Source organism: Pseudoalteromonas maricaloris, assembly GCF_024746855.1.
Taxonomy (GTDB): Bacteria; Pseudomonadota; Gammaproteobacteria; order Enterobacterales; family Alteromonadaceae; genus Pseudoalteromonas; species Pseudoalteromonas maricaloris.
The window spans coordinates 706,919-731,936 of the sequence record NZ_CP024625.1; the positions used below are offsets into that span (position 1 = coordinate 706,919).

Consider the following 25,018-nt stretch of genomic DNA (forward strand, 5'->3'; position numbering starts at 1 on the left):
CTTAAGGCTATGAAGTAAAAGCACTTGTTATCTTGGCAACTCTCGCCAATCACGAACTAACTCGCACACCTCAGTGTAAAAATATTTTAATTACTAGCTGGACAATCTTTGAACTTTCTCTATATTTAAGTTTCGATGTAATAAAACGCGCGTTAGTGCCGCTTGGCACTTTCAAAAAAGGGAACAAGGACCAATCATGATTTCGAACAAAAAATCTTTACTCGCTTTATCTGTAGCTTCAGCTTTAGCACTTTCGGGCTGTTTTAGCGATGACGATAACAATGTGGTGATCACTCCGCCACCTGAGCCAACAGATCCGGTAGTTGTTGCACCAGAAACGCCTACAGCTTTAGCATTTGCTGTAAGTGGTAACGTAGTTGATGTTGATACTGTTGATATCGTTGCGCCTGCGACAATTACCTTTTTTGAAGATGGAGAGCCAACCTCAAATTTGGTTAACGTCAATGGCGACGCAATCACTCAGATCACAACAGAAGATGGTAGCTACACTTTTACTGTAAAAGAAGGTGCGAATGTTGGGGTTGTAACTGCCGTAGTAGCTGCTGATGGCTATTTTTCAAAAAGCTTTGACATCGACTTAAGCAACGAAAACTCTGAAGCAACGCTAGAAGCAGAATTGGCACTTGTGTCAAAAGGCGGTGACGAAGTTGTTGAAGCAAGCGTTTCTGAAAGTGTGGCTAATGCAACAACAGCCTCTCCTGTTACAGCTGCGGCTGCAAAAGGTAAAGCGGGTTCTGATGTAACGGTTCCTGCAGGCGTGCAACTAAGAGATGCAAGTGGTAATGCCGTTACAGGTACTTCTGTATCATTAACAGTTGGCTCTGCGGATCCTACGTCTAGCAAGATTTCAGCTGTTTTGCCAGCTGGGTTGAGTGCTGGTAGTACAACTAGCATTAAAAAGCCAGTTGGTGTAAGTAACATCGTTATGCAAGATAACAATGGAACTAAGATCAAACAATTTAGCCAAGAGATCGATGTTTCTGTTTCACTTCCTGTCGCAACCTTAGCACCATCTGGTGATAGAACAATTCAAACGGGAGACCAGTTTGATGTTTCTTCAAATAACGAAGATACTGGTAAATGGCAGTCAGAAACGAATAAAGCAACTGTTGGTGCGTTGAACGCTGAAGGCACGGCTTACAAAGCATCTTTTAAAACCGATCACCTTACGTTTTTTACACTGTCTCGCTCAGTTCCAATTTGTACGCAAGGCATTACTGTTAATGTGACTGGCGATACTGTGCCGAGTTCAGGTCTATATGTGAGTATGACCTCTGCTGATGCGAGCGTATCAAGTTATTTACGTGGTGGCAGTACATCAAAAACAGTTGTTTCAGCCAGTACGTCAGCGCGTTATGGCATTAGCTCAACAGCAACAGCACGTGTAGTTATCCGTGATGCTGCAGGTAACGTGTGGGGGAATGCTTCATCAACGAATGCTGAAGTTCAGGTATGTAATGGCCCAGTTTCGATCACGCTAGCAAATCCAATTCAAACCACTGTTAACGAAAACGTAACTGTTAGAGCTGTGTGTTCTAACGATACAACGGTAACAGAAGTTATCCCAGGTGCGATTGTTAAGTATAGATCAAGTACGACTAAGCCATTCCGCACAGCAGCGAACAATGGCGACGGTACTTTTGCACTATCAGCATTAAACGGTGATGTCGCGTCATATGCCGTTAGTGTAGACCCTAGAATTTCTGCACCGTTTACAACGTCTATTACGCCAGATGGAACAGATGAAACTATCGATGTTTCAGTAGCTTGTGACACTGTAACGGGTAGTTAAGTACAGAATGATTAGTCCAATCAGTTAAGCCGCGGAGACGCGGCTTTTTTCTTGCCTAAATCTTAAATATTTTTATTCATAAAATCATACTTCCAAAATTAACCTTTTTTTCGTAGCAGCGACTTTAGGTCGCGACTCTTTCTATGAGTCTATGTCACAGTCTTTTTTGTTGTGAAGAGTTTGTTATTGTCGCGGGATAAACCCGCTGCTACGAGTTTTGCGTAGCAGCGACTTTAGGTCGCGACTCATTTTATGACTTTATGTCGCGACTGTTCTCATACCTTTATGTCACAGGCTTTTTTATTGTGAAGATCCTGTCGCCGTTATTGGTTTTCTGTCGCGGGATAAACCCGCTGCTACGAATTAGGCGTAGCAGCGACTTTAGGTCGCGACTCTTTTCATGTCTTTATGTCGAGATTCTTTCTATGAGCTTATGTCACGGTCCTGTCGCCATTATTGGTTTTCTATCGCGGGATAAACCCGCTGCTACGAGTTTGGCGTAGCAGCGACTTTAGGTCGCGACTGTTTTTATGCCTTTATGTTGAGGTTCTTTCTGCTGGCTTATGTCACGGGCTTTTTTATTGTGAAGATCCTGTCGCCGTTATTGGTTTTCTGTCGCGGGATAAACCCGTTGCTACGAATTAGGCGTAGCAGCGACTTTATGTCGCGACTCTTTTTAAGCCTTTATTTCAGGATTCTTTTTATAGGCTTATGTCACGGGCTTTTTTATTGTGAAGATCCTGTCGCCGTTATTGGTTTTCTGTCGCGGGATAAACCCGCTGCTACGAATTTGGCGTAGCAGCGCCTTTATGTCGCGACTCTTTTTAAGCCTTTATTTCAGGATTCTTTTTATAGGCTTATGTCACGGTCTTTTGTATTGTGAATAACCTGTTGCCGTTATTGGTTTTCTGTCGCTGGATAAACCCGCTGCTACGAGTTTGGCGTAGCAGCGACTTTAGGTCGCGACTGTTTTTATGACTTTATGCTGAGGTTCTTTCTATGAGTCTATGTCACGGTTTTTTAACTGTGAAGACCCTGTTGTTATTGGCTTTGTGTCGCGGGATAAACCCGCTGCTACGAGTTTGGCGTAGCAGCGACTTTATGTCGCGACTCTTTTTATGACTTTATGCCTCGACTGTTTTTATTAGTTTAGGTCAGGATTCTTTCTGCAGGCTTATGTCACGGGCTTTTTTTATTGTGAAGATCCTGTCGCCGTTATTGGTTTTCTATCGCGGGATAAACCCGTTGCTACGAATTAGGCGTAGCAGCGACTTTAGGTCGCGACTCTTTTCATGTCTTTATGTCGCGACTGCTTTCCTGCCTTTAGGTCGCGATTCTTTCTATAATTTTATGCGAAGATGACGCCATGACGTTCCTACCGACGGACAAGCCTGGGTCTAGACGGGAAGGTGACTACAAACTTCCGAAAAAGACTAAAAACCGTTAAACTTAAGATCTTTAGTATACTCAATACGTTGACTACAGTATGAAATCTCATTTAGGCCGCAGAGCATTTTCCACTATGGAGCTTCATACCTTGTTTAACGGTTATATCTACTCAGATGAAAAGCTAAAGCGTGAACAGCCTAAACATTGGCATTTTTGGCTACCTTTACTGAGTTATTACACCGGTGCGTATAGTGATGAAATTGGCTCACTCACACTTGATGATGTTTACTACAAAGACCACGTTCATGTATTTCACTTTAACACCCATGGTAAAATTCAACCGCGAGTGGTGCCTATTCATCCTGCATTATGGCAAGCAGGACTGGAGCAATATCTAACATTGGTAAAACAGCAAGGACATCGACGTCTTATGTTTGATTTACCCGCAAAAACTGGTCGTTATAGCGAAAAAGTTAGAATATGGTTTTCTGGAGAGGGGGAAAGACAAGGATATCTACAAAAATGTGGTTTACCTAATGTTGATCAGCAAGGAATGAAAACGGCGATCAGCAGTTTACGACTAAACTTCGAGCAACAAATCAGAATATCAGCTATTCAGCTCGGGACTAAAGACAGCTTTCAATATTTATTGGGTTTAAAGCAAGATGGACATGAAGTTACGCGCCCACCTTTTCATTTGCTCAAGCAGGTTATTTCTCCGATCCGGGTTATTAATCCCAATATCACATGGCAACGCTTTGTGGAGCGGCATTAAAACGTAGTACTCAGTTACTACCACTTCTTACGTCAGGTGCATTATTATTTGCAAGATAAGTTAAGCAAGTAACACGCAGCATAGACGCCAAGTTTTTGATCTCACCATGACGTTCAATCACTTCTTGGTAAAGTAAAGAAATAAACTCGGCAAGGCCCAGATCTTCCCGTTGAGCTATGGTTTCTAATACTTGCCATATTTCATTTTCTAACGCGAGGCTAGTAACAGCTCCTTGAATACGAATAGAACGTTTGGCTACTTCGTAACGATGAGGCTCAGTTGATGCGTAAAGTTCACACATATAAATTCCGTAGGTAAAGTAATGGCAAAAATGATCCACTCAATGATCAGAGTGAAAGACGCTGATCGCTCAATCAAATTTTATCATGATGTATTTGCGTTGGCAGTGAAACGACGCATCGACTTTAATGATTTTTCTCTTATCTATCTTGGCAACGATGAAACTTCGTTTGAACTGGAACTAACTTGGAATCATGACACCACTGTAGATTATACAATCGGTAATGGCTATGGGCATTTGGCTTTCGCCACGGATAGCTTGCAGGCTGTCTACAACAAGGCTCAAAAGAATAGTTATTGCCCTAAAGAAATCAAAAATTTTTATAATCAAAATGTATTAATAGCAAGATTCTTTTTTATTAAAGATCCTGATGGTTATGATATTGAAGTAATTGAAAAAAGTGATGTGTATCGGTAGTAATGGGTTTATCCCGCGACCAAGGTTGGTAATCGATATAAAATCGTTAAAGATGCCGCGACGTGAAGGCGTGAAACAATCGCGACGTAAAGTCGCTGCTACGAATGTGAATAAATCTGTAGTAACGGGTTTACCCCGCGACTAGGATAGATGTTACGACATAAAATCATTAAAGGTGCCGCGATGTGAAAGTGTGAAACAGTCGCGACGTAAAGTCGCTGCTACGAATGTACGCAAACTTGTATCTGGGGGGATCCCGCGGCCAAAGTTGATTCCAATATACTTTTCAAGTTTGCTCTCTTTCAAATCTGCTCTATTCTTTAAGTATGCAGGGTTATAAGGATATAACATGTACAAAAGTCAAAACTTGAGGAATAAGCGGGTCTCACTCGTAAATCATTTCTATGCAATTACCTTAACGTGCAAAGATAGAAAATTGTACTTTAACTCCTTTCCGATTTGTGCCGAGGCCGCTAAGACGATCATGGCTTGTGAGCTGGGGCAGCTTTTTAAAGTCATAGCTTTCGTATTAATGCCGGATCATCTTCACTTAATCATTCAATTAAATGGTTCTTTAAAGTTACCAGATTCTATTCGAGCGATAAAAGGTCGCATAGCAACCAGTTTACGTTCTTTCGGAGTATTTGGCTTATGGCAAAAAGGTTATTATGAACATTTAATTCGAAGTGAAGACGACTTAAAAGAACAAGTAAGGTATATAATTCAGAATCCAATTAGGGCTAAGCTTGTTACGCGGGTTGGTGAATATCCATATTGGTTTTGTATTTGGGTGTGATTTATTAAGGTGATTACAGTTAAACAATCACGACCCAAAGTAAAAAGGTCGCGACCTAAAGTCGCTGCTACGAATGTACACAAACCTGTAGCATCGGGTTTACCCCGCGACTAGGATTGATGTGCGACATAAAATCGTTAAAGATGCCGCGATGTGAAGGCGTGAAACAGTCGCGACCTAAAGTCGCTGCTACGAATGTACGCAAACCTGTAGCAGCGGGTTTATCCCGCGACCAAGGTTGGCAATTTCGACATAAAATCGTTAAAGGATTTGCGACGTCAAGGCGTGAAACAGTCGCGACCTAAAGTCGCTGCTACGAATGTACGCAAACCTGTAGCAGCGGGTTTATCCCGCGACCAAGGTTGGCAATTTCGACATAAAATCGTTAAAGGATTTGCGACGTCAAGGCGTGAAACAGTCGCGACCTAAAGTCGCTGCTACGTATGTACACAAACCTGTAGCAGCAGGTTTACCCCGCGACTAGGATAGATGTTACGACATAAAATCGTTAAAGGTGTCACGACGTCAAGGCGTGAAACAGTCGCGACCTAAAGTCGCTGCTACGAATGTACACAAATCTGTAGCAGCGGGTTTACCCCGCGACTAGGATTGATGTGCGACATAAAATCGTTAAAGATGCCGCGATGTGAAGGCTTGAAACAGTAGCGACCTAAAGTCGCTGCTACGAATGTACACAAATCTGTAGCAGCGGGTTTACCCCGCGACTAGGATTGATGTGCGACATAAAATCGTTAAAGGTGCCGCAACGTAAAGGCATGAAACCAGTCGCGACTTAAAGTCGCTGCTACGTATGTACAAAAACCTGTAGCAGCGGGTTTATCCCGCGACAAATTAAGAAGCTAGGCTTAATTGATGAAAGCGTTTCAAAAATTGCGAAAACTCTTCACCTAATTGCTCATCACGAATAGCATATTCAACGATGGCTTTAAGGTAACCAAGCTTGTCGCCACAATCGTGCGAACGACCGCTCATATGAAAAGCCTCAACGGTCTCCTGTTCCATCAGCATATCGATAGCATCGGTTAACTGGATTTCTCCACCAGCACCGATTGGCGTTTTTCTTAGTAGTGGCCAAATATTTTTAGAAAGCACATAGCGACCAACAACTGCTAGATTAGAAGGAGCTTCTTCTATGGCTGGCTTTTCTACCATATGCTTTATTGCACTACTTTCACCTGGACGTAGCGACACACCGTTGATATCAGCAATACCATACTTGCAGACATCCTGCTGTGGTACAGGCTCTAACATAATTTGGCTAGCTTTCGTTTGGTTGAAACGAGATAGCATTGCAGCTAAATTTTCATTTCCCTGATCGGCTGTGTATTCATCCAAAATGACATCGGGCAGTACAACAACAAAATCATTATCCCCAACAATAGGTTGTGCGCACAAAACTGCATGGCCAAGACCTTTGGCTTCACCCTGACGGACATGCATAATCGTAACGTCTTCAGGGCAAATCGAGCGTACTTCTTGTAAAAGTTTACGCTTAACACGTTTTTCGAGCGTTGCTTCCAATTCAAAGCTGGTATCAAAATGGTTTTCAATTGCATTTTTTGACGAGTGAGTCACTAACACAATTTCTTTAATACCCGCAGCAACACATTCTTTGACAATATATTGAATGAGTGGCTTATCTACCAAAGGCAACATTTCTTTAGGAATGGCTTTGGTCATTGGGAGCATGCGAGTACCAAGACCCGCGACAGGAATAACTGCTTTCATAAAAAGTCCATATTTTGACTGGTTTCCAATTTTCACCCTGCATTGTAGCGCTTCATACAAAAGTTGCAAACCAGATTAAGTTGCAATTTCTTCAATAGTATTTAGGAGTATACTCTAATACTTCATTTTATGCCGTTGCTTCGCTTTTTCGCTATTTTAGAGCTATTTGTTCAAGCTATTAGGCGAATGAAAACATGATGAACGACGAGAGCTGAATGAGCACTGATTTTGGAGATTACAGCTTTGATCTTTCTATGCTTTTTTATATCTCAATTGAGAGTTACTGTGCATAAGAAAGTAAACTGATTTTATCTTGCATATTAGGCTCTATCTAGTGAAACATTAAATTAGGCTTAATTTTTTATTAAGTTCGACTTTACGGCAGGAATGTGGGTTGAATGTGAAGGCGTAGCGTAGTGATCTCATTAAAGCGATGTTAGCTTGTATTACAACTGTTTTTTATCGCGATCTGTACTTATAGGGTTAAATATCATATCTATTTTATTCGGTTATTTTAGGCCGTACGTTAAATTTAAATTGGATAGTCGTAATAAAAAAGCCCCTTTCGGGGCTTAAATTAACGTTTAGATATGGAATAATTAAAAGTTAACTGTGATTTCGTTTGAGCAGATTTCACCAGATTGACACACTTTATATGTGTAGCTGGTGGCTTCTAAATCACGTGAGAAGTCTCTGAATTTACCAGTGTTTGCAACCGTTTCAAGTACTTGACCATCACGGTAAATCGTTACTTCATCAGCACTGCTGCCTTGCCATGAAAGCTCTACGCGGATAAAGCCTAAGCGAGACTTATTAGCGCGAACCAGTGATAGCTCAACCTCATCAGTGCTAACCGCAACAGACTGAGTGGTTGTGTGGCTGTTGCCTTCACTATCAGTCACCGATAGAGAAACGCTGTACTCACCAGATGCTGCAAATTCATGAATTGGGCTTGCGTCAGTACTGATGCTGCCATCACCAAAGTCCCATGCCCAGCTAACGATATCATCATTCGGATCGCGGCTTTCATCAGTGAATGTCACGGCAAGACCTGAAGCAACAAAGCTAAAGCCCGCAACAGGAGGTTGAGGTGATGCTTCGCCTAGACCTGTTAGGTTTAGAGTCCAACTGTTCAATGTACCAGTATCGATACCTGCATTATCTGAGACAGACAATGTCCAATCACCTGTTGCAACTTCGCCATTAAATGCCGCAGAGTTAAAGGTTTGGTTAATGTCATCTGCACTGCCACCTTGACGGTTATGCAATGTTGCCACGGTTCCAGCAGGAGAAGTAAGCGTAACAATTAAGTCGCCGATGTAGGTGTGTGTAATATCCACTAAGGTATTGCTATCAAATACGGTAACGGTGTCAGCCACAGTGATCACAGAAGTAATACCTGAAGCATCGTTATCTGGAATGTCTACTGCGGTAGTATTTTCATAACTGAAATCGCTTAACCCTTGAGGTAATACATACAGTCCTACTTGCTCATGATCCGCAAGCTCGCCAGATGTTGCGTTTAGCGTGAAGCTATACTCACCCCACTGAGTTGAGGCTACAGTTGGTACAGAAAGTGTTACTGTATCGCCTGGCATTGCGGTAGTCGCAGACAGCGTTGCACCTGCAATTGGTGAAGTAACAGACAAATCAATAGTACCCTGCCAGTCAGCGACTGAAGCAAAAGTAAATTCGTATGTTGCAGTATCGCCCGCTGTGATTTCTTGATTAGCTGGACGAGCTGATACTCTAAAGCCTGGCTCTGGATCTGCATCAATTACAGCTTGATTCACATTTAAGCGCTTACCAGACACAGTTTTATCTGTAAGATCTGCATTAACATCACCGCTTTGCATTAGTAGGTTTTTAAGCTCAATTGCAGAGAGGGTTGGGTTGATAGAAAGTACCAGAGCCGCTGCACCAGCAACGTGAGGTGTCGCCATTGAAGTACCTGAGTAGCTTGAGTAACCACCACCCGGAACGGTAGATAAAATAGCGCTACCTGGTGCACCCATATCTACAGACGTTAGACCCCATTGTGAAAATGAAGACATCGCGTCAGTATGGGTTGTACTTGCGATAGAGAATACGCTGTCGTGCTCGTAGCTTGAAGGATAATGAGGGTTTACATCGTTGTCTACCGCACTGTTACCGGCCGCTGCCACAAATAAGATGTCCGCATTTTCACTTGCAGTGATTGCATCAGAGAGTGCTTGGCTAAAGCCGCCGCCGCCCCAACTGTTATTAGTAACGCGAACGTTGTGACCGGCATTTTTAAGCGCTACGATATAGTCAATACATTCAATCGCATCTGAAGTTGAGCCTGAGCCTGATGCATCTAGGAATTTACAGCCCACGATTGAGACCTCATGGTTCACACCAGCAACGCCCGTTGCGTCGTTGCCTGAGGCACCGATAGTACCTGAAACGTGTGTACCGTGACCTTGGTCGTCCATTGGATCGCCGCTACCTGTGATTGCGTTAATACCGTGAACGTCATCAATATAGCCATTATCATCATTATCAATGCCATCTCCAGCGATCTCTCCTGGATTGCGCCATGCATTTGCCGCGAGATCTGGGTGAGTATAGTCAATACCCGTATCGATCACACCGACGATCACATCACGTGAGCCAACCGTAATATCCCATGCTTCAGGGGCATCAATATCGGCATCAGCCGTACCACCAGTTTGACCTGTGTTATGCATGCCCCAAAGCTCATCAAAGCGACTATCGTCTGGAATTCCAAGTGCTTTTACTTGATAGTCAGGTTCGACATATTCAATGGCCGGGTGGTTAGCTAGTTTTTCAATTGCTTGCTTTGCTGTGATGCTATCTAGTTTAAAGTTTGCTAGGCGACCTTTTAAAACATTGCGATATTTGTCGTCTACGCCATCAGCGTTCAAATCCGCCATCTTTGCTTTTACAAGGTTTCTTGCATTGGCACGAAGTGCAGCAGAAGTGTTTTCTTTAAACACAACTAAGATGCTGTCATCAGCGGTTGCTGTTGTAGTTTCGATTTGAACAGCTGCTTGAGAAGTGAAAGCAAGTACAGGAAGCAAAGCCAAAGACAATGCAGAAAGTTTAGATCTCATATTAATAACCTTTTTAATTTCAAGCGTATCCATCAATACACAATTTTTGAGTTGGTAGTTTTTCTGGTAGTGGCTGTGGTCTTTTTGGCAACGTCTTAAAACCTAGACCCAGATATTGAGCAGTGCAATGTAAAAAAAGGGTTAACCGATAAAATCAGTTTTTTTTACTGATTTTTAATTTTTGGAATAGATTATTTGGTTCTTTTTTATGGGGTGAGTGGATATGGGTACGATTGAACTTTAGTCATACTTTTTTTGTACCTCCATATTTTATTCGTAATTTTATGTGACTTTATCTTTGTACTTTATTGAAAGTAATGGAATATTTTTTTCATAAAATCTTCTTATTTATCTTCAGTTGTTCCCATCTTAGAGTTAAAGGTGACAAGACGTAATAAAATATATTATTTCAACATATGAATTTGCTGACTTTGATATAGATTATGTTTTTCACTAAAAATGTAACACTCTGGTAACTGGCACAGGTGGGAGCGACTCAGGAGTAATGAGTCATAACAGGACGTTAGTTAAGTGAAAAGTTGCAGTTGGCTGAGTTCGGCAACAACTCAATGCCTGCACCGATCACTTAATTGAAAAATAATATAATAAATCTCTAAGGAGAACAGTGTGAAGTTTTCAAAATCAATCGTAAGTTGCGCTATCGCGCTTGCGCTAACACATTCAGTTACAGCACATGCTGAGGCAAAATCAGATAATAAACCACTTTCAACTTCTGCACTTTCACAAGTGGAGCGTGCAAGTGGAACAAGTAACGAACTCAAACTTTCACAAACGTCAGGTAGCCAAGGTGGCAACGAGCTAGCTTCGGTGCAACTGGGTACTTCTAATCTGACAGATGTGACTACGATTGGCGACAACAATATTACTGAGGCCGATCAGAGTGGTACTGGTAACGTCGCTATTATTACGACCACCGGAAATAACAATAACCAAGTATATAGCCAAGATGGTGAATCTAATGGCGCATTAACCGAGGTTACTGGTGATGATAACGCGATTGACATTCAGCAATCAGGTAGCGGGATCCTTGGGATTAACAACGAAGCCATCAATGTGATTAATGGCGATCAAAATACGATTACAGTATCTCAAGGTTCAGGCGGCCAATGGTTCTACAACCTAAATATGCAAGGTAGCCAAAACGAAGTAACAGCGACACAAACAGGTACGTGGAATGAAGCGACACTTGAGTCAGTACAAGGTGACATGAACCAAATCACCTTAGATCAAGATGGTGTGTACAACCAATATAAAGTAGTTAGTCTACAAGGTAATGAAAACGAAATTGAATCGAGCCAAAGCGGCAACTTCAATGTTATCTCTGTAGAGACTGTGATTGGTGATGACAACCAAGTTGAGATCGATCAATCGGAAGGTGATAGCAATACGGTTAACGTATTTGAAATTACTGGAGACAATAACGAGCTTAGTATCGATCAGGAAGGTTCAACTAACACCTTCGCGTCAGATTTATTAGTTGGTAACGACAATGAAGTGATGACTGAACAACGTGGCGACGAGAACAAAGTCCAAGCAGACGTGATTGGTGATAATAACGAATTTACCTCGATGCAAATCGGTAATGGTAACGAGATGTATCTTGGGGTTGCTGGCGAGAACAATGAATTCTCAGCAACTCAAGTAGGTGATGCGAACATCGCACACATTGCGAACTTCAACGGTAGTGATAATGATGTTGATGTTACCCAAACGGGTGATGAAAACGAGGCTGTGGTGCAGTCATCTTATCCTGATGTTAGCCTGGCAAGTAATGATAACGCAGTTGATATTTCTCAAAGTGGCACAGGCAATGGTGTTGTTGTGACAATGAGCAGCGTATTTGATAGTAGCTCAAACCAAATAGATATTGCGCAGTCTGGCGAGTTCAACGCGATTGACTTAATGCTTGAAGGCAGCCGCAATATGCTAGACATCACACAAAATGGTAGCAACAACTTTGTGATGGGTATGGGTTCTGAGGCATTCATCATCAATGGCGATGATAATGCATTTACAGTAAGCCAAATTGGCGACGGCAACTTAGTCCAAGGTGGAATTACAGGTAGTGGTCAAAACATTACCGTAACTCAGGTTGGTGACAACAACGTTGCGACTATCACTCAGCAATAACTAAGTAATTTAGATAGGGGGCAAAGCCAGCCCCCATATTTTGTACTATTCAGCTAACCAAAACATCAATGTGAATCTCGTCAGTAAAGATATTCTACGCCGTGAGTAAACAGATAATGATAAGAATAATAACACTCTTGAGCGCTATGCTCGTTTCTACATTTTCACTGAGCGCACAAGAAGATGTAGAAATTGATGGTTTAGTCATAGATCAGAGTATTAGCCGATTTGGTCACCAGTTTTACTTTCAATTTTCACAGCTGTGGAGAGATGTTCCTAACACCTCGGGAATTAATATCACGGTTAAAGAAACGGTTTTGCCAAGAGCAGGCACTCGGTTAGAAGTATTAATGAACAGTCGCGCAGTGTACGCAACAGCAATGGGAAGAAGAGGCGGCTCCGTTGATGAACGAGTCGAGACTGCCATTTTCACCATTATGGATGCGATGGCGAGAGAACAATATCAACAGAATGGCTCTGAAGATCTAGCTGCGAGCGGGTGGTAAAATGACAACAATAAAAACAACAATCGTGTGCGCTGGTTTAATACTACTTGGTAGTGCTCATGTGACAGCGACTGAGCTTGTATATAAACCAATTAACCCTGCATTTGGCGGTAATCCGTTAAATGCCAATATGTTACTGAGTAAAGCACAATCTCAAAATAAGCACAGAGCACCAATCATAGAAAAAACCTATGACGAAAAGTTTCAAGAATCACTCGAGCGTACGTATCTCAACCGTTTGGTTAGAGAAATCACGGATGTTGCGTTTGGTGAAGATATTCAAGACAGTATCTTTAACCAAGACGCGACATTTATGAGTGGCGACTATCAAATTCAAGTGATCACCAGTACACCCGACACCATCACGGTTAGAATAACAAATACAGCATCGGGTGAAGAAACCATTCTAGAGGTACCCAGATTTGCCTCATCTGCTGGTGGAGGATATTAAATGCTCCGCGTAACGTTATTGGTATTTTTATTACTGCTTAGCGGTTGTTCTAGCATGTCTCGCGTATTGCCACCTTCGCAAAGTGTAGCAATTGAGCTGACTGACACCGAAACCTTTGCAGAACTAAAAAACTTACCTACACCGAAAGGGCGAATTCCCGTTTCTGTTTATTCATTTCGGGATCAAACAGGGCAGTATAAACCACAAGATAATGTAAGTTCATTTTCAACAGCGGTGACTCAAGGCGCTAACTCTATTTTAATGCAGGCACTACACGAAACGGATTGGTTTATTCCGGTAGAACGTGAAGGACTGCAAAACTTGCTGACTGAGCGCAAGATTATTCGTGCAGCAAGCGATGATAATGACACAAACGCTTTGCCACCTTTAATGACTGCAAAGATCATTTTAGAAGGCGGGATCATCAGCTATGACTCTAATATCCGCACAGGCGGTTTGGGTATGGAGTATTTCGGCATAGGTGCATCTGAGCTTTATCGTGAGGATGTTATCTCTATTTATATGCGCGCAGTTGATGTTCGTACCGGGCAAGTGTTGCTCTCCGTCGCGAGTAGCAAAAAGGTGCTATCCATGGAGGTTCGGGCAGGGTTTTTCCGCTATGTAAGTTATAAACGTTTGGCTGAAGCCGAAGCGGGTTTTAGCGATAATGAGCCAATGCACATTTGTGTAACCCAAGCGATAGAAAAAGCGCTGACTTTGATGGTACAACAAGGCATTGAAAAAGGCGTGTGGTCGGCCGCTACCGTATCGTAGGTCGCGCTTTAGCGCGACAAACCTTTACCACAACGCTTCCTTTTATACGGCACGCACCACCAACCGTAGGTCGTGCTTTAGCGCGACACATCTTTAAGCACGACACAACCTTGAGCACGTGCTCATACTAGCCACTTTAAAATAAAGAATAATACTGGTGCATGAGATTCAACAATAAAGTCATCCACCAATAAGCTGAGTATGTTAATCTAATTGGCAATGAAATAATAAAGAACGCTAACATCATGCACGTACATATTTTAGGGATTTGCGGTACCTTTATGGGCGGGATCGCAGCCATCGCTCAATCATTGGGGCACAAAGTCACAGGTTCAGATCTCAATGTTTACCCGCCGATGAGTACACAACTTGAATCACTCGGTATTGAATTAACTCAAGGGTACGATCCTAAGCAACTCATCGATGTTGAGCCTGATGTGGTGATCATCGGCAATGCCATGAGCCGTGGTAATCCGTGCGTTGAATATGTTTTAGAAAAAGGTATGCGTTATACCTCGGGCCCTGAATGGTTAAAAGACCATGTTTTACGCCAGTCATGGGTGTTAGCTGTGGCCGGTACGCATGGCAAAACGACCACTGCAAGTATGTTAGCGTGGTTACTCGAATACGCAGGATTACGCCCAGGTTTTTTGATCGGTGGCATTGTGCAAAACTTTGGTGTGTCGGCGCGCACGTCAGATACGCCATTCTTTGTTATCGAAGCCGACGAATACGATACGGCGTTTTTCGATAAACGCAGTAAGTTTGTCCATTACTTACCTCGCACGTTAATACTCAACAATCTTGAATATGATCACGCTGATATTTTTCCAGATTTAAATGCCATTCAAACCCAGTTTCATCATTTAATTCGCACGCTACCCAGCCAAGGTAAAGCCGTATATCCAGCGGATGATACTGCGCTACAAAACGTCATTGAACGTGGTTTTTGGAGCGAGCAGGAATCCCTTGGTAAAGAATGGTCGTATAACCTGCTCAAGGCTGACGGCTCTCGCTTTACGGTATTATTTGAGGGCGAAGAAAAAGGCGAAGTAAATTGGCAGGCGATTGGTGTGCATAATGTCAAAAATGCCATGATGGCGATTGCAGCGGCAAGGCATGTGGGCATTCCAATCGAGGTAAGTATCGAAGCGCTAGGGCAATTTATTTCTCCCAAACGCCGTATGGAAATTAAAGGGGAGGTCAATGGCGTCACTGTCTATGATGACTTCGCGCATCACCCCACCGCAATAGCAACGACCCTAGCAGGGCTTAGAGCCAAAGTTGGAGATGCACCTATCATTGCTATTTTAGAGCCTCGCTCAAATACGATGAAACTTGGCATTCATCAGGAAACCTTATTGAAATCCCTTGATGTGGCAGATGAAGTGTATCTATTCGAACCAGATGGCCTATCTTGGTCTCTTAAAGCACAAGCCGAAGCCGCGGGTCGTCAGTGTTTTGCAAGCGTAGATGAGATTGTCACACAGGTTGTGACAAATCAAGCACCAAACCAACATGTACTGATCATGAGTAATGGTGGTTTTGGTGGCATCCACGACAAACTTTTAACTGCATTGAAAAAGTAATCACTATGTCAGAACAAACATTTAATGGGCCAATTACGCTGGCCTTTAGTGGTGCGTCGGGCGCCCCCTACGGACTGAGATTACTCGAGGTATTGGTGTCGTTAAACTATCAAGTTTACGTGCTAATCTCGAGCGCAGCCAGAGTGGTGCTGGATACTGAGTCCAATCTAAAACTCTCTGGTAATGAACAAAAAGCAACGGAGCAACTAGAGGCACTTTTCTGTGCTAAAGATAAGCAAATTCAGGTATTTGGTAAAGATAACTGGTTTAGCCCTGTAGCATCTGGCTCGGCGGCACCCAAGCAGATGGTGGTGTGTCCGTGTAGCGCGGGAAGCGTGTCAGCTATTGCACTTGGGGCATCTGATAATTTGCTTGAGCGTGCGGCAGATGTGGTGATCAAAGAGCGTGGTCAATTAATATTAGTGCCGCGCGAGACACCCTTTAGTCCAATTCATCTTGAAAACATGCTCAAGCTGAGCCGCTTGGGGGTGACTATCATGCCGGCAGCGCCTGGTTTTTATCATCAGCCACAAAGTATCGACGATTTGGTCGACTTTATGGTGGCCCGTATTTTAGATCATCTACACATCGAGCATACCTTAGCGAAGCGCTGGGGTTATGGAGAATAATAAAATATGACAATAGCACTGAACATCAAAGGGTTAAATAAAGTTTATAGTAACGGCGTCGAAGCCGTTAAAGGCATTGATCTCGAAGTTCAAGAAGGGGACTTCTTCGCATTGCTTGGTCCAAACGGGGCGGGTAAATCTACCACAATAGGGGTTATTGCCTCACTAGTAAATAAAACCCAAGGCCGCGTAGAGGTTTTTGGTCATAGTATTGATACCCACTTGGAAGATGCGAAGTCGAACTTAGGTTTAGTACCACAGGAGTTCAACTTTAGCCAATTTGAGACGTTAAACCAAATTCTAGTGACTCAGGCGGGCTATTATGGTGTGCCAAGAGACGTTGCCCATCAGCGAGCCGAGAAGTATCTCAAACAACTAGGACTATTTGATAAAAAAGACAAGCAAGCTCGCACGTTATCCGGTGGTATGAAACGGCGCTTGATGATTGCAAGAGCATTGATGCATGAGCCTAAGCTTCTTATTTTGGATGAACCTACGGCTGGTGTGGACATAGAACTACGCCGTTCTATGTGGGACTTTTTGCGTGAAATTAATAAGCAAGGCGTAACGATTATACTCACAACGCATTACTTAGAAGAGGCAGAGCTGTTGTGCCGTAATATTGCGATTATCGATAAAGGCACGATTGTTGAGCATACGACCATCAAGGCATTACTCGCAAAGTTAGACAAAGAAACGTTTGTACTTGATCTTAAGCCGCCCATGCAGCCTGTGGCACTCGATGGTTACCAATTTACCACCGTCGATGACCATACTATTGAGGTAGAAGTAGCTAAGTCGCAAGGGCTCAATGGGGTATTCACACAACTCACAGAGCAAGGTAATCAAGTATTAAGTATGCGTAACAAAGCTAACCGTTTGGAAGAGTTGTTTGTTGGCTTACTGGAGCAGGGGAGAGGGGCATAATCGTGTTGAAATATGGCGTCGCGTTAAAAAGTATTTGGATAAAAGAGTGTATTCGGTTTTTACGTATTTGGGTGCAAACCTTAGTACCCCCAGCGATCACCATGACACTTTATTTTGTGATATTTGGCAGTTTAATCGGCTCGCGCATTGGTGATATGGGTGGTTTTAGCTACATGGAGTTTATTGTACCTGGCTTAATCATGATGTCGGTGATCACCAACTCCTACTCTAACGTTGCTTCGAGTTTTTATTCCACCAAGTTTCAAAAGAGCATTGAAGAGCTGCTCGTTGCACCTGTGCCTAACTATATTATTGTACTTGGCTATATGGGCGGTGGTATGGCGCGAGGTATGCTGGTTGGGCTTATTGTTACTATCGTCAGTCTGTTTTTTGTGGATATTCAAATTCACAACCTAGCGGTTATCGTTATTACGGTTATTTTAACGTCAGCCGTGTTTGCATTAGGTGGTTTGATCAATGCGGTGTTTGCCAACAGTTTCGACGATATTAGTATTATTCCGACTTTTGTGCTGACACCTCTGACTTATCTAGGTGGCGTATTTTACTCAATCACATTACTACCAGAGTTTTGGCAGGGTGTGTCGCAGGTAAATCCAATCATTTATATGGTAAATGCCTTCCGTTTTGGCTTTTTAGGTGTTTCGGACGTTGATATTGGCGTCGCCTTTACGGTATTAGGTGTATTTATATGTGGTCTATTTTGGTTGTCACTGCACTTAATTAAACGCGGTGTTGGACTAAGACACTAATCGCAGGATAAAGAATGAGCGCTGCCATCAATTGCAGCGCTCTTGCGTTATTTCAGGTAAAATCCTTACCATTCCTCCTTAATAATGACTGGTTATGACAGAAGCAAACTCTCGTAGTATTACCACTAATCAACAAGGGCTACACGAAAAGCTCGATGAAATCGTTACTAAGCATCTAACCGCTGAGTTTAAAAAACCCATTGCGGCACATACACAAAGTGCTTTCGATGAGGTTAATGCACGAGTACAGGCCTTTAATGGACCGATTATTTTGGACTCATGTTGTGGTGTTGGTGAAAGTACTGCAAATTTGGCGAAGCGACACCCTGATGCGTTGGTAATTGGCATCGACAAGTCTGCACATCGACTAGATAAACACGATGTTGAATATAAACAAACAGAGCAAGGCCAATATATTTTGGTGCAAGCCGATCTCAATGACTTTTGGCGATTAGCGCTGGAAGCCAATTGGCAGCCAACTCACCATTATTTGCTGTATCCTAATCCGTGGCCGAAAGCTAAACATATTCAAAGACGCTGGCATGGTAGCGCGGTGTTTCCCTTTATCGTCAAGCTAGGCGGTAAGTTGGAGCTGCGCAGTAATTGGGATATCTATGTAAAAGAGTTTGCCAGAGCTTTGACGCTTAGCGGTGTTGATGTTGAAGTGGAAGCCTACGAAAGTGATGAGGCCATTACGCCCTTTGAGCGTAAGTATTGGGCAAGTGGTCAATCTAGTACCCGCTTAGTCGTAACGCTTTGATCTAACCCATTACAGATCTACACTTCAAATTGATAAAAGCGGCTTAAAGATGGCCGCTTGCTTTTCCTATCCAACTCCCTTCTAATCTTGCAACGCCTGCAGCTTCCAATTGTTTTGCCTGTTTGCTGGTCGCAACACAGGGTACAATCAAGTCGATCCGCTTGGCATTGCAATGACTTGCAAGATATTCAATGGAGCTCAGCAGCATCTCATCTTCATCCAGGTTTTCACAAATACTGGCTTCTAAACAAATGGCATCCAGTGGGAGTTTTAAGATCCGGTTGATGGTAAGAAAGCCGCTATTCACACCCGTTACCGCAACATTTGCACCTTTTGCTTTTAACGACTGCATCATTAAGCTCATATCGCTAAAGTTTTTGAGCACATCTATTTCATTAAACTCAAATGTGATGAGCTGTGGCTGCGGGTAACGGCGCAGGATCTGGCTGATATATTCAAAATATTCCGCATCCGCGATTTCACTATGGCTTAGTTGCATACTCCAAGCATGGTTTGATTTACGAAAACGGGTGACGCATAACTCAAGTAGCTTCATGCTAATTTGAGCGCGGAGTTTTGGTTGCTTCATCACTGGGTAAAAATGTTCGGCGTCGATGATAGCGCCGCGCTCGTTAAGGACGCGTGCTGTGCAATGGTACTGAATGTCAGCATGATCATGACAAGCTTTACGCGGCGTAAAGAAAGGAATGATGCGGTCTGATTCACACGCGCTTTGCAGTAAACGGGTGAGGTGGAGATTTTTTGATTGTTGTTGAGGATTCAGTTGCAGCTGAGAATCAAAATAACACACTTGGGTATTTTGCTGTTGAGCCTGACGTAGCGCGAGAAAGGCATTTTCAAGTAACAGCGCGCAATTGCCTTTAGCAACACCCGCACACAAATTAACGTATAAATGCGGCGCGTCGTATATGGGTTTTGCACAAGGGAATGACTCTGTTAAGTTCGCCAAATAATGCTCACCGTTTTCGATACTGGTAACTAGTGCAATTTTAGACGTAGTAAGGCGATAAACCTCAAATGGATGGGTAAACTCGCCAAAGTAACTCATGACTTTTGCCATAACGTTATCGCCGACTTCCGTGCCATAGAAGCTAATTATATCCTCAAGCTCTTTAACCCACACCACGCTTAAGCATAGGTGTTGCGATTTAGAATATTTAAGTGCTTGCTCAAGGGCGATTCGGTTGCCAAATCCGGTGCGACTATCTGTTGTTAAAGTCTTCTTGTAGTACATAAAGTACAAGCTCACGACGACCAAAAACATCACAAAAAAGAAGCTAGCGTCAATGGCGGCATCCATCACGCTTTCTTGTAACCGACTTTCTAAATCGTGAATGGTTAAGTCGGCACCTGCTATATAAGTAGTGCCATCGGGTAGCACAAATGGAATAAACACACTTTTAAAGTGACCCCATTTGTCTTTGGCTATTTCAAATACAGGTTCGGTAGAATGAAAGGCGCTTTTTAGGGTAATCGAGGCCTCGGAATAAACGTCTTGGTAACGTGTAAGTCTGTTGAGTTTAAGGTCTTCTCGGGTGTAACTGGACGCGGTAAAGTGCACGTAAGGTGGTTTAAGCACCATGGTATAGACGTATTCAACATTTAGAGCTCGGGCAAGCTCGGTGAGGGCATGACTTTTTTGCTTAAACTCGGCTGGGGTTATTTGCTCTGGTGACTCGTGATACTTTTTACCTACAATGACGTTGGCGCTGGTGGCAGCATTGATTAGCTGGGCGTCGATCCTTGCCATGATATCGCGGCGCGTATCATAATAGTTGGCGATAACATAAATCGATAGGGCAGCTAAAAAGATAAAAGAGGCTAAAACGAGCCAAGCAACTGGGAGTCGGGAAGTGTAACCTGTGAGCCCTAAAAACTGAGTTGCTTTTGCTGTAGGCTGCCTAGATTTAGCTTTGAGCGGTTGAGCGATACTCCGAGTATTCATGATAATCCTTTATCCACAATATCGTTATCTAACAACGATAAAATGCCTAACTGGCGTAAGCGTGGTGGCTGCTTTGTTACATAATATAAACAATACAACATAAATTGACGTCTTGAGAAGAAATAAAGCAAAAAACTTTTTCTCCAATGATCAATAAAATGCATTGTTGCGAGCAAATCGGCAATATACCGTTTTGCTGGGTTTATGTCCCCATTTTATACCTTATTTTTGACGAGAATGTAAAATAGAAACGTCAAGATACTGGTGGATTTTTCACTGAACTTTCGTTGGGTTTTCATAAAATTGTCAATGTTTCATGAATTTTAACTAGACAATAGAAGACAATTCCCTTTCTTTACAGTAAAGTTAGCCATTTCATGTATCACAATCTCTTGTGCAATTTGTATTTACTCAATTTCTAAAATGGGTAGATAGGCTACTGCACCGTTTGATGTTTAGGTAGTATTGATGGGTCCAAAGCGTTGCGCCGTTGCGTCTGAAGAAAGCTTAATGCGTATATTTACCGTGCCTGAGGCGCCTGATTCAACTTTAAGCAGAATCGAGCAAGAAATCTCGAGCAATTTGGCTGGCTTTTTAAATGAGAATATTGCGGCAATAGAAAAGCCACTGCACGAAGTTGAAAAAGACTTTCAGTCGGCAGTGATCCCCGAAGTGCCGATGTTTGTCTCCGACTATGCGCAAGATATCATGGAGCAATTAGTTGCTCACTCGGTACATACCGCAGCCCCAAGCTTTATTGGCCATATGACTTCAGCTTTACCGCATTTCGTGTTGCCTCTGTCGAAGCTGATGGTGGGACTCAATCAAAACCTAGTCAAAATTGAAACGTCAAAAGCCTTTACTCCACTTGAACGTCAAGTGTTGGGAATGATGCATCATTTGGTTTACGGTAGCGATGATGCTTTCTACGATAAGTGGATGCACAGCGCAAAAACGTCTCTTGGTGCGTTTTGTTCTGGTGGCACAATTGCCAATATAACCGCGCTTTGGATAGCAAGAAACCGCTTATTAAAAGCGGATGGTGAATTTAAAGGCATTGGCGCATCGGGTATTGTGGCCGCGATGCTACATTATGGCTACCGAGGCTTAGCGGTATTGGTTTCTGAAAGAGGCCATTATTCGCTAGGTAAGGCCGCTGATGTGTTAGGTATTGGCCGCGATAACTTCATTTCAATCAAAACAGCTGGCAACAATAAGGTTGATGTTGAAGCCATGCGAACTAAAGCTCATGAGCTTGAAGCGCAAGGGATTAAAGTACTGGCTTTAGTTGGTGTTGCAGGGACAACCGAAACAGGTAATATTGACCCGTTAGAAGAGATGGCTGACTTAGCCGAAGAGCTGAATTGTCACTTTCATGTCGACGCCGCTTGGGGGGGAGCAACACTACTATCGAATAACAATCGTCACCTTCTTAAAGGGGTGGAGCGAGCAGATTCAATAACCATAGATGCGCACAAACAAATGTATGTGCCTATGGGGGCGGGTATGGTGCTATTTAAAGACCCTGCAGCATCTGATGCAATTGAACATCACGCCGAATACATCTTACGGAAAGGCTCAAAAGATCTGGGTAGTCATACTTTAGAGGGGAGTCGTCCTGGTATGGCGATGTTAGTGCACGCATGCCTGCGTGTGATTGGTCGTCAAGGCTATGAGATGCTCATTGATAAAGGGATTGAAAAGGCGCGGTATTTTGCTGAACTCATTAAACAAACCCCTGATTTTGAGCTGATCTCTGAACCTGAGCTATGTTTGCTGACTTATCGCTATGTGCCTGAGCAAATAAAAGCGGCAATTGCACAAGCGGATGAACAAGAAAAGATAGAGATTTATGCCGCACTTAACCGTTTTACTGCGAGCATGCAAAAGCGTCAGCGTGAAGCAGGTCGCTCTTTTGTTTCTCGAACACGCTTAACGCCAGAGCAATATGACCGCCAACCTACGGTGGTATTCCGAGTGGTTTTGGCCAACCCTCTGACATCGGAGTCTTTGCTTAAAGAAATCATGGATGAGCAACGACAATTGGCAATGTCAGATCCGGTATTTAAAAAATACCTCGCAAAATATATTAAATAATCCAATGAATAAAGTGGCCTCGTGCCACTTTAATAAACTCAGGTTTATTACCTTTTAGCATTACTTCCTTTACGGATTGCTCTACTTATATTCTTATTTCTTACATAATCGTGTGAAAATATTCCAAAACATAGGTTAATTCTAGTATTTAAGACTATGCTTAAAAATTATGGCGCGTTATGCTAGCAGAAAAGAATAAAATCTTCGTATTATGTTGAAGAACTTTAGCAATGTCACTCAGAGGCTTAGGCGGCTCAGTTCGCAAGAGCTTGATGTATCGGGAACATTTCAAAGCTTCCTGATTGATTTACTAGATGAAGGTAAGCTTACCTTAGACGTCACTCGGGTGTCTGTTTGGTTGTTTGACGATCTTGACAAACCTTCTGAGCTTATCAATGTTGCTAATACAGACTGGCAGGGTGACGAGTTACCTGTGCAATTGCCTGCCTTAACGTATGAAAACTTTCCCGCTTATTTTTCAGCAATCAACAGTGGTCAATCGATAGATGCGAACGACGCTGCTGCCGATCCCAGAACGTCTGAATTTCAAGAGTGTTATTTAACCCCAAACCACATAATGACCATGTTAGATACGGTGATCTTTAAAAATGGTATTCCTCACGGAGTGGTGTGCTGTGAGGGGAATAATGGCGTACGTACGTGGCACAAAGATGAAATCGCGTTTGCAGAGATGATTGCGGACTGCTGCAGTCGCCGATTACTGGTTAAAGAGTTATGGCAGTTACAGCTGCAACTCACTGACATGGCGTTTAAAGATCCACTCACTGGGTTGAGTAATCGACGCTTTTTAATGGATAACGCAAAACGTGAGATCAGTCGTCATGCCCGCTTTGATCATCCATTTAGTATGATGATGCTAGACATAGATCACTTTAAAAAAATCAACGATAACCATGGCCATGAAACCGGTGATTTAGTGTTAAAAAGCTTTGCCGAGATCTGTGTAAATACCTTAAGGTTAGAAGACTGTATGTGTCGCTTAGGGGGAGAAGAGTTTATTGTGCTGTTACCTAACACACCGGTAAATTCAGCGATGGTGATTGCCGAGCGCCTACGACAAGAAATAGAGCAATCGGTTATCTCTACGCCATCAGGGGAGATCACCATTACATCAAGCTTTGGGGTTGCTGAAGTCAATACCAATTTACCTTTTGGTCATTCGTTAAAAGCCGTTGATCACGCGGTATATCAAGCCAAAGCTGCAGGCCGCAACTGCGTGATCCCCGCGCAATAGAGGTGGCGTTGAATACACCAACCACAAGCGCAGCCAATTTGCTATTGCACGCTCAAGTTAGTTGAAGTGTCCGGCTCTGACGCGCTTTACCCTTTGGTTTATCCAATGTCTAAAGCAGTGTGCATAGAGCCATTGCTTAATGCCAGTTAGATTTTTGTGTTGCTGATAAAGCGCATCAGGACTCGTATAAAGCCCTAAATCGCTTGTAATACTTTGCTTTTGAATATATGCACCATTTAACGAAAAGCGATTATCGGGTTGCTGTAAACAGGAAGTGGAAATGCCAAACCCAGTAAAGTTTTTTGCCATCGAGAACTGTTGCTGAACCTGCTTAAGGTAGCCGTCATCTATTATGTAACCTTCAAGCTCTATCCAGCGCTCCTCTAGATAAACTTCAACCCAACTATGGATAATACTTTTTGGGGAAAACCATGTCAGTAGGGTAGGAATTAACCCTTGTTTAAGATCGTTGGCTATCTCGAATCCATGAACTCGGGTGGGAATATCACAAGCCCTCAGTAGTGCAACCAATAATGTTCCTTTGGTATTACACTGGCCATAGCCTTGCTTAAGCACTTGGCTTGCAGTTAGTGTATCTGTCTCACTATAACCAAACTCTATGTCGTCTTTAACGAAGTTATAGATTTGCTCCGCTGCCGTGATTTCATCAAGTTGCCGCCAACCTTTTGCTGCTATTAAGCTTTGGATCTCTGAATGTTGATAATCAACTAAAGGGGTAGTTACTAAAAATTGCTTCATGGTTATGCTCCTATTTTGGTAGCAGTGTGATACAACTTAGGCAACT

At 42.9% G+C, this 25,018-nt stretch carries 20 protein-coding genes; 15 read left to right on the forward strand and 5 right to left on the reverse strand.

The annotated features are described in order from the left end of the window. Positions 1-196: 196 nt before the first annotated feature. A complete protein-coding gene (locus tag CTT31_RS02845) occupies positions 197-1,813 on the forward strand; it encodes a hypothetical protein (protein WP_260491943.1) in 1,617 nt (538 codons plus the stop codon). A gap of 1,486 nt (positions 1,814-3,299) precedes the next feature. Next, a complete protein-coding gene (locus CTT31_RS02850; RefSeq protein ID WP_260491944.1) occupies positions 3,300-3,977 on the forward strand; it encodes a site-specific integrase in 678 nt (225 codons plus the stop codon). A 10-nt stretch (positions 3,978-3,987) separates the two neighbouring features. Here the strand turns inward: CTT31_RS02850 and CTT31_RS02855 are convergent, their stop codons facing one another. Further along, the gene (locus CTT31_RS02855; protein WP_260491945.1) at positions 3,988-4,278 is read right to left on the reverse strand and encodes a ribbon-helix-helix domain-containing protein; all 291 of its coding nucleotides are present in this window, start codon (positions 4,276-4,278) and stop codon (positions 3,988-3,990) included. A 21-nt stretch (positions 4,279-4,299) separates the two neighbouring features. Here CTT31_RS02855 and CTT31_RS02860 point away from each other — a divergent pair, with 21 nt between their 5' ends. Further along, positions 4,300-4,695, forward strand: a complete 396-nt coding sequence (locus tag CTT31_RS02860) for a VOC family protein (protein WP_211859210.1) — start codon at positions 4,300-4,302, stop codon at positions 4,693-4,695. 349 nt (positions 4,696-5,044) lie between these two features. Beyond that, positions 5,045-5,491 carry an REP-associated tyrosine transposase gene (locus tag CTT31_RS02865; RefSeq protein WP_260491946.1) on the forward strand — a complete coding sequence of 149 codons (447 nt, stop codon included), beginning with the start codon at positions 5,045-5,047 and terminating at the stop codon, positions 5,489-5,491. Positions 5,492-6,343: 852 nt separating this feature from the next. On the opposite strand, the gene galU is transcribed toward CTT31_RS02865, so the two are convergent. Then, the gene (galU, locus tag CTT31_RS02870) at positions 6,344-7,240 is read right to left on the reverse strand and encodes a UTP--glucose-1-phosphate uridylyltransferase GalU (protein WP_260491947.1); all 897 of its coding nucleotides are present in this window, start codon (positions 7,238-7,240) and stop codon (positions 6,344-6,346) included. Between the two features lie 599 nt (positions 7,241-7,839). Next, positions 7,840-10,338 carry a S8 family serine peptidase gene (locus CTT31_RS02875; protein WP_312026961.1) on the reverse strand — a complete coding sequence of 833 codons (2,499 nt, stop codon included), beginning with the start codon at positions 10,336-10,338 and terminating at the stop codon, positions 7,840-7,842. Positions 10,339-10,965: 627 nt separating this feature from the next. Here CTT31_RS02875 and CTT31_RS02880 point away from each other — a divergent pair. The 9 genes from CTT31_RS02880 to trmB all read left to right on the forward strand — a co-directional run bounded on the left by CTT31_RS02880 (position 10,966) and on the right by trmB (position 18,895). Beyond that, the gene (locus tag CTT31_RS02880; RefSeq protein WP_260491949.1) at positions 10,966-12,489 is read left to right on the forward strand and encodes an autotransporter outer membrane beta-barrel domain-containing protein; all 1,524 of its coding nucleotides are present in this window, start codon (positions 10,966-10,968) and stop codon (positions 12,487-12,489) included. Positions 12,490-12,605: 116 nt separating this feature from the next. Beyond that, on the forward strand, positions 12,606-12,995 hold the full coding sequence (locus CTT31_RS02885; protein WP_260491950.1) for a curli production assembly/transport protein CsgE: 390 nt from the start codon (positions 12,606-12,608) through the stop codon (positions 12,993-12,995). Between the two features lies 1 nt (position 12,996). Next, complete coding sequence (locus tag CTT31_RS02890; protein ID WP_253104319.1) at positions 12,997-13,446, forward strand: curli assembly protein CsgF; 450 nt, start codon at positions 12,997-12,999, stop codon at positions 13,444-13,446. Further along, positions 13,447-14,220: a CsgG/HfaB family protein gene (locus CTT31_RS02895; RefSeq protein ID WP_260491952.1), complete on the forward strand. Its 774-nt coding sequence runs from the start codon at positions 13,447-13,449 to the stop codon at positions 14,218-14,220. A 245-nt stretch (positions 14,221-14,465) separates the two neighbouring features. Further along, a complete protein-coding gene (gene mpl / locus CTT31_RS02900; protein ID WP_211859216.1) occupies positions 14,466-15,809 on the forward strand; it encodes a UDP-N-acetylmuramate:L-alanyl-gamma-D-glutamyl-meso-diaminopimelate ligase in 1,344 nt (447 codons plus the stop codon). A 5-nt stretch (positions 15,810-15,814) separates the two neighbouring features. Next, complete coding sequence (locus tag CTT31_RS02905; RefSeq protein WP_039494285.1) at positions 15,815-16,438, forward strand: flavin prenyltransferase UbiX; 624 nt, start codon at positions 15,815-15,817, stop codon at positions 16,436-16,438. A gap of 6 nt (positions 16,439-16,444) precedes the next feature. Beyond that, positions 16,445-17,365: an ABC transporter ATP-binding protein gene (locus CTT31_RS02910; protein ID WP_260491953.1), complete on the forward strand. Its 921-nt coding sequence runs from the start codon at positions 16,445-16,447 to the stop codon at positions 17,363-17,365. A gap of 2 nt (positions 17,366-17,367) precedes the next feature. Next, a complete protein-coding gene (locus CTT31_RS02915) occupies positions 17,368-18,135 on the forward strand; it encodes an ABC transporter permease (protein ID WP_010605731.1) in 768 nt (255 codons plus the stop codon). A 94-nt stretch (positions 18,136-18,229) separates the two neighbouring features. After that, positions 18,230-18,895, forward strand: a complete 666-nt coding sequence (gene trmB, locus CTT31_RS02920; protein WP_211859217.1) for a tRNA (guanine(46)-N(7))-methyltransferase TrmB — start codon at positions 18,230-18,232, stop codon at positions 18,893-18,895. Between the two features lie 43 nt (positions 18,896-18,938). Here the strand turns inward: trmB and CTT31_RS02925 are convergent, their stop codons facing one another. Then, positions 18,939-20,861: an EAL domain-containing protein gene (locus CTT31_RS02925; RefSeq protein WP_260491954.1), complete on the reverse strand. Its 1,923-nt coding sequence runs from the start codon at positions 20,859-20,861 to the stop codon at positions 18,939-18,941. Between the two features lie 468 nt (positions 20,862-21,329). On the opposite strand from CTT31_RS02925, the gene panP reads away from it, so the two are divergent. Both panP and CTT31_RS02935 read left to right on the forward strand, forming a co-directional pair. Then, a complete protein-coding gene (gene panP / locus CTT31_RS02930; protein ID WP_039494295.1) occupies positions 21,330-22,958 on the forward strand; it encodes a pyridoxal-dependent aspartate 1-decarboxylase PanP in 1,629 nt (542 codons plus the stop codon). 211 nt (positions 22,959-23,169) lie between these two features. After that, the gene (locus tag CTT31_RS02935; protein WP_130126867.1) at positions 23,170-24,213 is read left to right on the forward strand and encodes a sensor domain-containing diguanylate cyclase; all 1,044 of its coding nucleotides are present in this window, start codon (positions 23,170-23,172) and stop codon (positions 24,211-24,213) included. A gap of 57 nt (positions 24,214-24,270) precedes the next feature. On the opposite strand, the gene CTT31_RS02940 is transcribed toward CTT31_RS02935, so the two are convergent. Beyond that, positions 24,271-24,972: a transglutaminase-like domain-containing protein gene (locus CTT31_RS02940; protein WP_130126866.1), complete on the reverse strand. Its 702-nt coding sequence runs from the start codon at positions 24,970-24,972 to the stop codon at positions 24,271-24,273. Positions 24,973-25,018 lie beyond the last annotated feature (46 nt).